Annotated in this window: 12 protein-coding genes; 9 read left to right on the top strand and 3 right to left on the bottom strand. The window is 70.5% G+C overall.

All coding sequences use genetic code 11. The features are described from left to right. Window positions 1-960: 960 nt before the first annotated feature. Window positions 961-1,635, bottom strand: a complete 675-nt coding sequence (locus OG199_RS35030; protein ID WP_405832827.1) for a transcriptional regulator — start codon at window positions 1,633-1,635, stop codon at window positions 961-963. A gap of 114 nt (window positions 1,636-1,749) precedes the next feature. Between OG199_RS35030 and OG199_RS35025 the strand changes: the two genes are divergently transcribed. Genes OG199_RS35025 through OG199_RS35015 form a run of 3 tightly spaced genes read left to right on the top strand, consistent with a single transcriptional unit; the run spans window position 1,750 to window position 4,650 of the window. Next, window positions 1,750-2,901, top strand: a complete 1,152-nt coding sequence (locus tag OG199_RS35025) for a type III polyketide synthase (RefSeq protein WP_356806625.1) — start codon at window positions 1,750-1,752, stop codon at window positions 2,899-2,901. Continuing rightward, window positions 2,898-4,121, top strand: coding sequence for a cytochrome P450 (locus tag OG199_RS35020; RefSeq protein ID WP_356806622.1), 1,224 nt, complete (start codon window positions 2,898-2,900; stop codon window positions 4,119-4,121). The genes OG199_RS35025 and OG199_RS35020 overlap by 4 nt, the downstream gene beginning before the upstream one ends. Before the next feature lie 7 nt (window positions 4,122-4,128). Then, a complete protein-coding gene (locus OG199_RS35015; protein ID WP_266697163.1) occupies window positions 4,129-4,650 on the top strand; it encodes a cupin domain-containing protein in 522 nt (173 codons plus the stop codon). A gap of 16 nt (window positions 4,651-4,666) precedes the next feature. Here OG199_RS35015 and OG199_RS35010 read toward each other — a convergent pair whose 3' ends face one another. Continuing rightward, window positions 4,667-5,896 (bottom strand): acyl-CoA dehydrogenase family protein, encoded by a 1,230-nt coding sequence (locus OG199_RS35010; protein WP_266697164.1) that lies wholly within the window; start codon window positions 5,894-5,896, stop codon window positions 4,667-4,669. 169 nt (window positions 5,897-6,065) lie between these two features. Here OG199_RS35010 and OG199_RS35005 point away from each other — a divergent pair, with 169 nt between their 5' ends. After that, on the top strand, window positions 6,066-6,710 hold the full coding sequence (locus tag OG199_RS35005; RefSeq protein ID WP_266697165.1) for a TetR family transcriptional regulator: 645 nt from the start codon (window positions 6,066-6,068) through the stop codon (window positions 6,708-6,710). Window positions 6,711-6,876: 166 nt separating this feature from the next. Here OG199_RS35005 and def read toward each other — a convergent pair whose 3' ends face one another. Then, window positions 6,877-7,416, bottom strand: a complete 540-nt coding sequence (gene def / locus OG199_RS35000; protein ID WP_401806317.1) for a peptide deformylase — start codon at window positions 7,414-7,416, stop codon at window positions 6,877-6,879. 154 nt (window positions 7,417-7,570) lie between these two features. Here def and OG199_RS34995 point away from each other — a divergent pair, with 154 nt between their 5' ends. The 5 genes from OG199_RS34995 (at window position 7,571) to OG199_RS34975 (ending at window position 12,263) form a co-directional block, all read left to right on the top strand. Continuing rightward, the gene (locus OG199_RS34995) at window positions 7,571-8,809 is read left to right on the top strand and encodes a MurT ligase domain-containing protein (protein ID WP_266697167.1); all 1,239 of its coding nucleotides are present in this window, start codon (window positions 7,571-7,573) and stop codon (window positions 8,807-8,809) included. A gap of 19 nt (window positions 8,810-8,828) precedes the next feature. After that, window positions 8,829-9,557, top strand: coding sequence for a type 1 glutamine amidotransferase (locus OG199_RS34990; protein ID WP_148008030.1), 729 nt, complete (start codon window positions 8,829-8,831; stop codon window positions 9,555-9,557). Window positions 9,558-9,850: 293 nt separating this feature from the next. Next, on the top strand, window positions 9,851-10,876 hold the full coding sequence (locus OG199_RS34985) for a 6-phosphofructokinase (protein WP_405832823.1): 1,026 nt from the start codon (window positions 9,851-9,853) through the stop codon (window positions 10,874-10,876). Between the two features lie 165 nt (window positions 10,877-11,041). Then, on the top strand, window positions 11,042-11,995 hold the full coding sequence (locus tag OG199_RS34980) for a cytochrome c oxidase assembly protein (RefSeq protein WP_356806942.1): 954 nt from the start codon (window positions 11,042-11,044) through the stop codon (window positions 11,993-11,995). 109 nt (window positions 11,996-12,104) lie between these two features. After that, on the top strand, window positions 12,105-12,263 hold the full coding sequence (locus OG199_RS34975) for a hypothetical protein (RefSeq protein ID WP_266697170.1): 159 nt from the start codon (window positions 12,105-12,107) through the stop codon (window positions 12,261-12,263). The last annotated feature ends 11 nt before the right edge of the window (window positions 12,264-12,274 follow it).

The raw sequence follows: 12,274 nt of genomic DNA, 5'->3' as shown, positions 1-12,274 counted from the left end.
GTCTTCTTCGGGTGCGGGTCCGTCGTGGCTGGGTGCGCAGTTCCCCGCGCCCCTGAATGCCCTGCCTGACCCCACGTCCCGAAGAGCCGGGGCCCGACCCCGCGTCCCGAAAGAGCTGGGCTGCCCCCGTCACTGAAAGCCGGGGCCGGCTCCGCCCCCCGGAAGCCGCGACTCGACCCCGCACCCCAAAGGCCGGAGCCCCACCCCGCACCCCCAAAGTCCGGGCCCCACCCCTCGTCCCAAAAGCCGGGGCCCGACGCCGCCTCCCGAAATCCCGGCCTGACCCGCGCCCCGAAAACCCGAAGCCCGGCCCCGCACCCCCGGAAAACCCGGCCTGACCCCGCGTCCCCCAAAAGCCGGAGCCTGACCCCGCACCCCGGAAAACCCGGCCTGACCCCGCGTCCCGAAAACCCGAGGCCTGACCCCGCGTCCCCAAAACCCGGAACCTGACCCCGCATCCCCAAAAGCCGAAGCCTGACCCCGCATCCCCAAAAGCCGAAGCCGGACCCCGCACCCCTGAAAACCCAGCCCGACCCCGCGTCCCCAAAACCCGGGGCCCGCCCCACGTCCCTAAAAGCCAGGGCCCGTCGAGCAACGGCTCCCGCACCCGGCGACGCACGCGAGGGGCCGTGCCGGTGCGTCGCAGCCCGTCGCTTACGCCCGGATCGAGCAGCGGCTCCCCTGCCCGGCCCACGCCTGATCCAGCGGCGACGGGCTCGACGTACCGGCACGGCCCCGCCCCCACCACCGCCCGCAACCGCAACCGCAACCGTCCCGCCCCGCCCCGCCCCGCCCGCGTCGCGAAGGAGCGTTGGGCTGCCCCCCTGAAAGCCGGGGGCCCGCTTCGCGGCTCGACCACGGTCCCGGCGTGCGTGGTCGGGAGTCACCGGGATGCCTGGCGCACGGTGCGACCGTGATCCCGGCGGCGGGGGCAGGGGCGGTGTCGGCCCGGAGGGCGTGTCACGGGACGCGTTGGTCCTGCTCCCACAGGGCGTGCCAGAAGGCGGTCTCGTAGGTCTGGAGCAGTCGGCCGTGGCGGTGTGCCCGGTCCTCGTCGACCCGGTCGGCCGCCAGCCCCTCCTGCACGGCGGCCTGCGCCCGCCGCCGCAGCTCCGGCGCGGGCGCGGCGAAGTGGTCGAAGAAACCGCAGGCCTCCTCGTCGAAGCCGTAGTGGCGGCGCAGGGCCTCGGCGATCGTCGCGCAATAGCCACTCCGGGCGGCGAGGTTGGCGGTCAGGGCGAGGACCACGTCGGCGGGCGAAGCGTTCATGGCGAGCCAGGCCACGTAAGCCGGATAGCTCTGACAGCCCGCCAGCGGCTCGTACGCCGCCCCGAGCGCCTCGTCCGCCCCGCAGGCGTCGGCATAGGCGGCCAGCCGGTCCAGGGCGAGCGCCTCACCCTCCGCGAGCGCGGTGAAGAAGGCCGCGCCGTCGGGTCCGGTGTCCGGCCGTTCGGCCAGATGCAGGAACGCCCGGCGGTCCGCGGGAATCACATGGCCCTGTTCCACGGCCAGGGCGGCGAGGGTGGAGCGCTGCGCCGCACCCCGGGCGATCAGCGGCAGCAGCCGGTTGGCATGGGGGTCAGGGGCGAGTTTCCCGGCGGTGCCTTCCAGCAGTTCCCTGGCCGTGCGCGCCATGACGTACTCCTTCGATTCGCCTGTCCGGGGGGCCTTCCATAAGGATCCCATTCCGTCCCGAAATTCCCCGCAATGGAGTAGTTCGACGCGATATCCCCACGCTTCCGGGTGATCATGGGTGGACCACCCTTCGCATCGTGGGTGATCCATCCTTCCGCCGGGGGACGCGAGTTCCCCGGAAGGCGAAAGAAGGCGCGCTCAATGGCGACTTTGTGCAAACCCTCGGTCTCCGTCCCGGAACACGTGATCACGATGGAGGAGACGCTGGAGCTGGCGAGCTCCCGCCACCCGGACCACCCCCAACTGCCGCTGGCACTGCGACTGATCGAGAACACCGGCGTCAAGACCCGGCACATCGTGCAGCCCATCGAAGAGACGCTCAAGCATCCCGGCTTCGAGGACCGCAACAAGATCTACGAGAGTGAGGCGAAGGCCCGCGTCCCCGCGGTCGTGCAGCGCGCGCTGGACGACGCCGAGCTCCTCACCACCGACATCGACATGATCATCTACGTGTCGTGCACCGGGTTCATGATGCCCTCGCTCACGGCCTGGCTGATCAACACGATGGACTTCAGCAGCGACACCCGGCAGATGCCCATAGCGCAGCTGGGCTGTGCCGCCGGCGGCGCCGCGATCAACCGGGCGCACGACTTCTGCACCGCTTATCCGGAGGGCAACGCCCTCATCGTGGCCTGCGAGTTCTGCTCGCTCTGCTACCAGCCGACCGACCTCGGCGTCGGCTCCCTGCTGTCCAACGGACTGTTCGGCGACGGCATCGCCGCGGCCGTCGTCCGGGGCCGCGGCGGCACCGGGATCAAGCTCGAACGCAACGGCTCGTACCTGATCCCCAAGACCGAAGAGTGGATCATGTACGACGTCCGGGCCACCGGTTTCCACTTCCTGCTGGACAAGCGGGTGCCGGGAACGATGGAGCCGCTGGCTCCCGCCCTCCACTCGCTCGCCCGCCAGCACGGCTGGGACGCCTCCGACCTGGACTTCTACATCATCCACGCGGGCGGCCCGCGCATCCTCGACGACCTCAGCAAGTTCCTCGAGGTCCCGCCGGACGCCTTCCGGTTCAGCCGCGCCACGCTCACCGAGTACGGCAACATCGCCAGCGCCGTCGTCCTGGACGCCGCGCGCCGGCTGTTCGACGAGGGCGGCGCCGAGCACGCCTCGCGCGGACTGCTCGCGGGCTTCGGACCCGGCATCACCGCGGAGATGTCGCTGGGCCGCTGGCAGAACGGCGACGGGGAGCCGGCATGAGCGGCACGACCGAAGAGACGATCACCGAGGCGGTGCCGGCCGTCCGCGACTGGCCCGCCCTCGACCTGACCGGCGTGGAGTTCGACCCCGTGCTGGCCGAGCTGATGCGCGAGGGCCCGGTCACCCGGGTCAAGCTGCCCAACGGCGAGGGCTGGGCCTGGCTGGTGACCCGCCACGACGACGTGCGCATGGTCGCCAACGACCCCCGGTTCAGCCGTGAGGCCGTCATGGACCATCCGGTCACCCGGCTCGCCCCGCACTTCATCCCGGCCCGGGGAGCGGTGGGCTTCCTCGACCCGCCCGACCACACCCGGCTGCGCCGCTCGGTGGCCGCCGCCTTCACGGCGCGCGGGGTGGAGCGGGTCCGCGAGAAGTCCCGGCTGATGCTCGACGAGCTGGTCGACGAACTGCTCCAGGAGGGTCCGCCCACCGATCTCACCGAGACGGTCCTCGGCCCCTTCCCCATCGCGGTCATCTGCGAGCTGATGGGTGTGCCGGCCATGGACCGGCAGAACATGCACACCTGGACCCAGTTCATCCTGTCCTCCTCGCACGGCGCCGACGTCAGCGAGAAGGCCAAGAACGAGATGGGGTCCTACTTCGCGAAGCTCATCGGCGACCGCCGGGGCAGTACCGACGAGGACGTCACCTCGCTGCTCGGCGCGGCCGTGGGTCAGGACGAGGTCTCCCTGGAGGAGGCCGTCGGACTCGCCGTCCTCCTCCAGATCGGCGGCGAGGCGGTCACCAACAACTGCGGGCAGTTGTTCTTCCTCCTCCTGACCCGCCCGGACCTGGCCGAACGGCTGCGGGCCGAGCCGGACATCCGCCCCCAGGCCATCGACGAACTGTTGCGCTACATCCCGCACCGCAGCGCGGTGGGCCTCGCCCGCATCGCGACCGAGGACGTGGACATCAAGGGTGTACGGATCCGGGCGGGCGAGGCGGTCTACGTGTCGTACCTGGCGGCGAACCGCGACCCGGAGGTCTTCTCCGACCCGGAGACCATCGACTTCTCCCGCAGTCCCAACCCGCACGTGGCCTTCGGCTTCGGCCCGCACTACTGCCCGGGCGGAATGCTGGCGAGGCTGGAGTCGGAACTCCTCGTCGACGCGTTCATCGACCGGATGCCGGGCCTGCGGCTCGCCGTGGCTCCGGAACGGGTCCCGTTCAGAAAGGGAGCGTTGATCCGCGGCCCCGAGGCCCTGCCCGTCAGGTGGTGAACGGACGATGACCGTGCCCGAAGGGCTCCTCGTACCGCCGGGTCACGGCCGGGTCGTGCGCACGCCCGCCCAGCACGTGACGTTCAAGGTGACCGGCTCGCACTCCCGTATGGCGTCCACCTTCGAGGTGGTGGTGCCGCCCGGGTTCGACGTGGGCGCCCATGTGCACACGCGCAGCGAGGAGCTGTTCTACGTGCTCGAAGGCGAGCTGGACGTGCTCGCCTTCGAGCCCCGGATCCGCACCCCCGACAACTGGCAGAAGTGGGAGTCGAGTTCGGGTACCCGGGTGGTCCGGGCGACACCCGGCACGGTCATAGTCGTCCCGCCGGGCTGCCCGCACGCCTTCTCCAACCCCACCGAGACGCCGGCGAAGATGTTCTTCCAGGCGTCTCCGCCGCCGGACCACGAGCGCTACTTCGAGGAACTGCTGGAGATCCTGGGCAACGGGGGCCCACCGGATCACGCGGCGATCGAGGAACTGCGCTCGCGGTACGACATCGAGCAGCTCACCCCTCTGAAGCACCGGTGAGGCCGGTGCCCTGTCGCTACCGGATCGGCATCCCGGAGAGCGTCCGGGCGATCACCAGCCGCTGGATCTCGCTCGTGCCCTCGAAAATGGTGTAAATGGCGGCATCCCGGTGCATCCGCTCCACCGGGTACTCACGGGTGTAGCCGTTGCCGCCCAGGATCTGGATCGCCTGTCCGGTGACCTTCTTCGCCGTCTCGCTGGCGAACAGCTTGGACATCGATCCCTCGGCCGCCGTGAACGGCCTGCCGTTGACCGCCATCCACGAAGCGCGCCACACCAGCAGACGCGCCGCATCGATGGAGGTACGCATATCGGCGAGCTGGAACGCGACACCCTGGTTGTCGATGATCGGCCGCCCGAACTGCTCACGGGTCGTCGCATAGTCGAGGGCGACCTCGTACGCGGCGCGGGCGGTGCCGACCGCCATCGCGCCGACGGCCGGACGGGACGCCTCGAACGTGGCCATCGCGGCGTTCTTCACGCGCTCACCGCCACCCGCCCTGGCCCGCTCACGGGCGCGGGCGAGACGCTCGTCCAGCTTCTCCTTGCCGCCGAGCAGGCAGGAACCGGGGACACGGACGTCCTCCAGGACGACCTCCGCTGTGTGCGAGGCACGGATACCGTGCTTCTTGAACTTCTGGCCCTGCGAGAGGCCGGGTGTGTTCGGCGGCACGATGAAGGAGGCATGGCCCTTGGAACCGAGGTCCGCGTCGACGACCGCGACGACGACGTGGACGTTGGCGATGCCGCCGTTGGTCGCCCAGGTCTTGGTGCCGTTGAGGACCCATTCGTCCTTGGCCTCGTCGTACACGGCACGGGTGCGCATGGAGGCGACGTCGGAGCCGGCGTCGGGCTCGGAGGAGCAGAAGGCCGCGACCTTGACATCGTTGGCATCCCCGTACATCTGGGGGATCCAGGTACCGATCTGCTCCTCGGTGCCGTTGGCGAGGACGCCCACGGCGGCGAGGCCGGTGCCCACGATGGAGAGGGCTATGCCCGCGTCACCCCAGAACAGTTCCTCCATGGCCATCGGTATGCCGAGGCCGGTGGAGTCGAAGTACTGCTGGGCGTAGAAGTCCAGGGAATAGATGCCGACCTTCGCGGCTTCCTGGATGACCGGCCAGGGAGTCTCCTCGCGCTCGTCCCACTCGGCGGCCGCGGGGCGGATCACATCGGCGGCGAACCCGTGGAGCCAGTCGCGGACCTCCTTCTGTTCGTCGTTGAGCTCCATGGTGAACTCGGCCATGTCCCCTCCAGCGGTGCACTAAAATGTTACTTGCGGTAACTGGAGTCTGTTACTGACGAGTAGAGAAAGTCAACTCCCGAAGCCCGCTCGGCAGCCCGTTCGATGTGCATGGGCTGATGAGTGTTAGTTTGCGCAGGCGTCACCGAATCACCATGGGTGGGGAGAGATCATGGACACCACACAGCGGACCGATCAGCAGAGGTCCGCCGACCGCCGCCGGCGAGAGCTGCTGGAGGCCGCCGACAGAGTGGTGCTCCGCGACGGCCCCGGCGCCTCGATGAACGCCATCGCCGCCGAGGCGGGCATCACCAAGCCGATCCTGTACCGGCACTTCGGTGACAAGGGCGGTCTCTACGCGGCGCTCGCCAAGCGGCACACCGACGCCCTCCTCGGAGCGCTGCGGGCCGCGCTGGACGCGCCCGCCGAGCGCCGGGAACGGGTGGAGTCGACCCTCGACACGTATCTGGCGGCCATCGAGGCACGCCCCCAGGTCTACCGCTTCCTGATGCACCCCTCCGAGGGCGGACAGCCGGGCGACCCGGGCTTCGACGTCGGCAAGCACTCCGCACCGCTGCTGCGCCGCATGGGCGAGGAACTGGCCGAGGTCATCGAGGAACGGGTGGATCTCGGCCCGGGCAGTCAGCAGCTGGCGCGGGTGTGGGGCCACGGGATCGTCGGCATGATGCATGCCGCCGGGGACTGGTGGCTGGGCGAGCGGCCGTGCACGCGCGCCGAGTTGGTGCGGAGCCTCGCCGATCTGCTGTGGGGCCGGCTGGCCGCGGCGGGAGATCGTGTCGGCGGTCCCGGGTTCTGAGGTCGGCGGACCCGGGTTCTCAGGTCGGCTGCCCACTGTCGGCTGCCGGTCGGTTTCGATCGAGCGCGCCCCTACCGGGCATTCAGGTCGGCGACCGTCGGCGACCCTTCGGGGACGCGGGGAACCGCGCGACCGGCCACGGCAGTTCCGCGCCGGCCGGCCGAACTCAGCGCCCCCAGGACGCCCGCGCCGCCTGCCGCATCACCCGGTGCCGGCGCCATCCGCTCAGCCGGTCCACGTACAGGCCGCCCTCCAGGTGGTCGTACTCGTGCTGCAGGCACCTGGCGAACCAGCCCGTGCCATGCACACGCACCGGCTCCCCGTCCGCGGTGAAACCCTCGACGACGGCGTGGTCGTACCGTTCCGTGCCCGCCTCCAGGCCCGGCAGCGAGAGACAGCCCTCCGGACCACGCAGGACGACACCGTCCGCCTCGACGAGGCGTGGGTTCACCACATGTCCCAGATGACGGACCTCGTCGTCGTCCGGGCAGTCGTACACGAACACCCGCAGCGCCACACCGACCTGGTTGGCGGCGAGGCCGACGCCCCGCGCCGCGTACATCGTCGCGAACATGTCCTCGACGAGCCGGGCGAGTTCGGGACCGAAGTCGGTGACCTCCTCGCACGCCGCGTGCAGGACGGGGTCGCCGAGCAGGGTCACCGGGCGGACGTGCCCTCGGGAGCCGGGGATGGAGCCGTGTCGCATGGCGGCAAGGGTACGGTCCTTACTGGCGCGCGAACGTCGCGCGGGCACCGTCGTGGTGCCGCGATTCGGGCACGTGAGTGGATCTCGATAGGCTGAGGCCCACACGGTGCCGGGGGCAGAGGCGCGGCGCGTACGCAAGGAGGATCGAGAAACGATGTCAGGCAACTCGGACCCGCTGACGCCGCGGGCCAAGCTGGCCGTGACGGCGGGCAAGGCGGCGGCGGCCGTCTCGCGGGCCGCCGGACGCGGCAGCGGATCGGTGATCGGCGGCCGGGTGGCACTCAAGCTCGACCCCGACCTGCTGGCCAGGCTCGCCACGCACCTGGACGTGATCCTGGTGTCGGCGACCAACGGCAAGACCACGACCACCCGGCTGATCGCGGAGGCGCTGCGCGCCGCGGGCCCGGTCGTGTCCAACGCGCTCGGCGCCAACATGCCCGCGGGCATCACCTCGGCGCTGGCCGGCGGCTCGGACGCCAAGTTCGCGGTCATCGAGGTCGACGAGAAGTACCTCTCCGGTGTGGCGCGCGACACCGACCCGAAGTGCATCGCGCTGCTCAACCTCTCCCGCGACCAGCTCGACCGGGCCGCCGAGACCCGGATGATGGCCGAGCACTGGCGCGAGGGGCTGGCCGGTTCCAAGGCCGTCGTGGTCGCCAACGCCGACGACCCCCTGGTCGTGTGGGCCGCCTCCTCCTCGCCGAACGTCATGTGGGTGGCGGCCGGTCAGATGTGGAAGGACGACGCCTGGTCCTGCCCGTCCTGCGGCGGTGTGATGCAGCGCCCCGGCGACGACTGGTTCTGCGGCGACTGCGGGTTCCGCCGCCCGACGCCGACCTGGGCGCTCTCCGGCGACCACGTCCTCGACCCGCACGGCTCCGCCTGGCCGATCCACCTCCAGCTGCCCGGCCGCGCCAACAAGGCGAACGCCGCCTCGTCCGCCGCCGTCGCCGCCGTCTTCGGGGTGCCCCCGCAGGTCGCCCTGGAGCGCATGTACCAGGTGCAGGCGGTGGCCGGACGCTACGACGTGGTGCAGTTCATGCAGCGCGACCTGCGTCTGCTGCTCGCCAAGAACCCCGCGGGCTGGCTGGAGACGTTCTCCCTGATCGACCCGCCGCCCACCCCGGTCATCCTGTCCGTGAACGCGCGGGGCGCCGACGGCACCGACACGTCCTGGCTGTGGGACGTCGACTACACCCGGCTGACCGGGCACCCGATCTTCGTCCTCGGTGATCGAAAGCTCGACCTCGCGGTGCGCCTCGAGGTCGCGAACCAGTCCTTCCAGGTCTGCGAGACCCTCGACCAGGCCGTGCAGCTCGCGCCGCCCGGACGCATCGAGGTCATCGCGAACTACACCGCGTTCCAGGATTTGAGGCGTCGTGTCGGCAACTGAGCCACGGAGGACGAAGAGAATGAGTGACAACAGCCTGCGTCTGGTGTGGATCTACCCGGACCTACTGAGCACCTACGGTGACCAGGGCAACGCGCTCGTCGTGGAACGCCGGGCCCGCCAGCGCGGACTCGACGTCGCCCGCCTCGACGTGCGCAGCGACCAGCCGATCCCCACCTCCGGCGACATCTACCTGATCGGCGGCGGCGAGGACCGGCCGCAGCGGCTCGCCGCGGAGCGCCTGCGCCGCGACGGGGGCCTGCACCGCGCGGTCGGCAACGGCGCGATCGTGTTCTCGGTGTGTGCCGGCTACCAGATCCTCGGCCACGAGTTCATCAACGACCTCGGGCAGCGCGAGCCGGGCCTCGGCCTGCTCGACGTGGTCTCGACGCGTGGCGAGGGAGAGCGGTGCGTCGGTGACGTGCTCGGAGACATCGACCCGCGCCTGGGTCTGCCGCAGCTGACCGGTTTCGAGAACCACCAGGGTGTCACCCACCTCGGCCCCACCGCGCGCCCGTTCGCGCAGGTGCGGCTCGGCAAGGGCAACGGCACGGGCGACGGCACCGAGGGCGCGTACAACGACACGGTCTTCGGTACGTACATGCACGGTCCCGTGCTCGCCCGTAACCCGCAGATCGCCGACCTGCTGCTGAAGCTGGCACTCGACGTGAACGCGCTGCCGCCGATCGACGACCGCTGGTACGAGGCGCTTCGGGGCGAGCGCATCGCCGCCGCCCAGCAGCCGGCCTGAGCCGACACGCCACCACCGGGACGCGTCACCGCGCGACCGGTGCACCGGCGGACCGGCGGACCGGGCACGACGTCCACAGGGCGCGCTTGAGGCATACCTCAAGCGCGCCCAAGGTGTTTACGGCACGGTGTGCACAAGAGCCCGCCTGACCGCTTGTCCGCTCACTTGTGCGGCCGAGTCCACCAGGCGGACGCCTGCTACGGCACCACCCCGTCCCGCCGGTAGGGTGATCGGGATTCCAGCCGGACAACGTGGTCCGGTCCCCGGCCCACGTTGAGAAGGTATTTCGGGCTATGCGCATTGGTGTCCTCACGTCCGGCGGCGACTGCCCCGGCCTGAACGCCGTCATCCGGTCCGTCGTGCACCGCGCCGTCGTCGACCACGGCGACGAGGTCATCGGCTTCCGGGACGGCTGGAAGGGGCTTCTGGAGTGCGACTACCTGAAGCTCGACCTCGACGCGGTGAGCGGCATCCTGGCCCGCGGCGGCACGATGCTCGGCTCCTCCCGGGTCCAGCCCGCGCATCTGCGTGACGGCGTGGAGCGGGCCAAGGGGCATGTCGAGGAGCTCGGCCTCGACGCCATCATCCCGATCGGCGGCGAGGGCACCCTGAAGGCGGCCCGGCTGCTCTCGGACAGCGGTCTGCCGATCGTCGGCGTGCCGAAGACCATCGACAACGACATCGCCGTCACGGACGTGACCTTCGGCTTCGACACGGCCGTCGGCGTCGCGACCGAGGCCCTCGACCGGCTGAAGACCACCGCCGAGTCCCACCAGCGGGTGCTGATCGTGGAGGTCATGGGCCGCCACACCGGCTGGATCGCGCTGCACTCCGGCATGGCGGCCGGCGCGCACGCCATCGTCGTACCGGAGCGGCCCTTCGACATCGACGAGCTGGCGGCCAAGGTGGGCGAGCGCTTCGCGGCGGGCAAGCGGTTCGCGATCGTCGTGGCCGCCGAGGGCGCCAAGCCGCGCGCGGGCACGATGCCGTTCGACGAGGGCGTGAAGGACGTCTACGGGCACGAGCGGTTCGCCGGCATCGCCCGGCAGCTCTCGCTCGAACTGGAGGAGCGCCTCGGCAAGGAGGCCCGTCCGGTGATCCTCGGACACGTGCAGCGCGGCGGCACACCGACCGCGTACGACCGGGTGCTCGCGACGCGGTTCGGCTGGCACGCCGTGGAGGCGGCGCACCGGGGTGAGTTCGGCATGATGACCGCGCTGCGCGGGACCGACATCGTGATGGTGTCCCTCGCGGAGGCGGTGGAGACGCTGAAGACCGTGCCCGAGGAGCGGTACGCCGAAGCGGAGTGCGTGCTCTGAGCCCCTGAGGCGGCCGTCCGGCCGCGGGTTCGTGGTGCCTTGTCGGCCGCTTCCCCGCGCCCCCCACCGGGGCGCGGAGGCCGACCCCGGCCACAGCGGGAACCGGGGCCGGTTCTACTCTGGTGCGGACAGACAGCACAACCCGTACTAATCAGGAGCCGGCGGATGGAACACAGCGGGCACGGCATGACCATGGATCTGCCGCCGTTCACGCTGGGGCGGGGGCTCGAATGGTCCGCGGACCCGTTCTTCCTCATCGCCTGTCTGGTGGGGCTCGGGCTGTACGGCTGGGGGGTCGTACGGCTCGTCCGCCGCGGTGACAAGTGGTCCGCGGGACGGACCGTCTCGTTCGTCCTCGGTGTGCTGACCGTGCTGCTGATGATGTGCACGAGACTGAACGACTACGGCATGGTCATGTTCAGCGTGCACATGGTGCAGCACATGGTGATCAGCATGCTGTCACCCATCCTGATCCTGCTCGGGGCACCGGTCACGCTCGCGCTGCGCGCCCTTCCGGTGGCGGCCAGGCGGGGCACCAAGGGGCCGCGTGAACTGCTGCTGATGTTCCTGCACAGCCGCTACATGCGGATCATCACGCACCCCGCGTTCACGATCCCGCTGTTCATCGCGAGCCTCTACGGCCTGTACTTCTCCCCCGTCTTCGACCTCCTGATGGGATCGAAGTCGGGGCACACCCTGATGATGTGCCACTTCCTCGCCGTCGGCCTGGTCTTCTTCTGGCCGATCATGGGCGTGGACCCCGGACCGCACCGGCCGGGCTACCTGATGCGGATGCTGGAACTGTTCGCCGGCATGCCGTTCCACGCGTTCTTCGGTATCGCGCTGATGATGGCGTCCACGCCGATGGTCGACACGTACAAGAACCCGCCCGCCTCGCTCGCCATCGACGCGCTCACCGACCAGAACGCGGCGGGCGGCATCGCCTGGGCGTTCAGCGAGATCCCCTCCGTCCTCGTGCTGCTCGCGCTGCTCTTCCAGTGGTACGGCTCCGAGCAGCGGCAGGCCCGCCGCACGGACCGGGCGGCGGACCGCGACGGCGACAAGGAACTCGAGGCGTACAACGCCTATCTGGCCTCGCTCAACGCCCGCAGTCACTGAATCACCTTCCGACCGCTGAATCAGCCCTGGCGAACCGTCTCCCGCCGGGTGAAAATGGCCGCAGGCCACGGCCCGCACAGCGGACCCGCCGGGAGAAGGGTGTGCCGCGATGCCCGGTTCGACGAAGACCATGGGGGTGCTCACCGTCGGTGGGCTGGTTGTCGTGACGGCCTATACGGTCGCGCTCGGCAGCAACGGCTGGCTGTGGTTCGGCTGGGTGGTGCTCGGCCTGATCATGATCGCGATGGTCGCCGCCCGCGGAGCGTGACACGCGCCGCG

The sequence above is a fragment of the Streptomyces sp. NBC_01176 genome (genome assembly GCF_045039825.1).
Taxonomy (GTDB): Bacteria; Actinomycetota; Actinomycetes; order Streptomycetales; family Streptomycetaceae; genus Streptomyces.
This window is presented reverse-complemented; position numbering and strand designations above follow the sequence as displayed.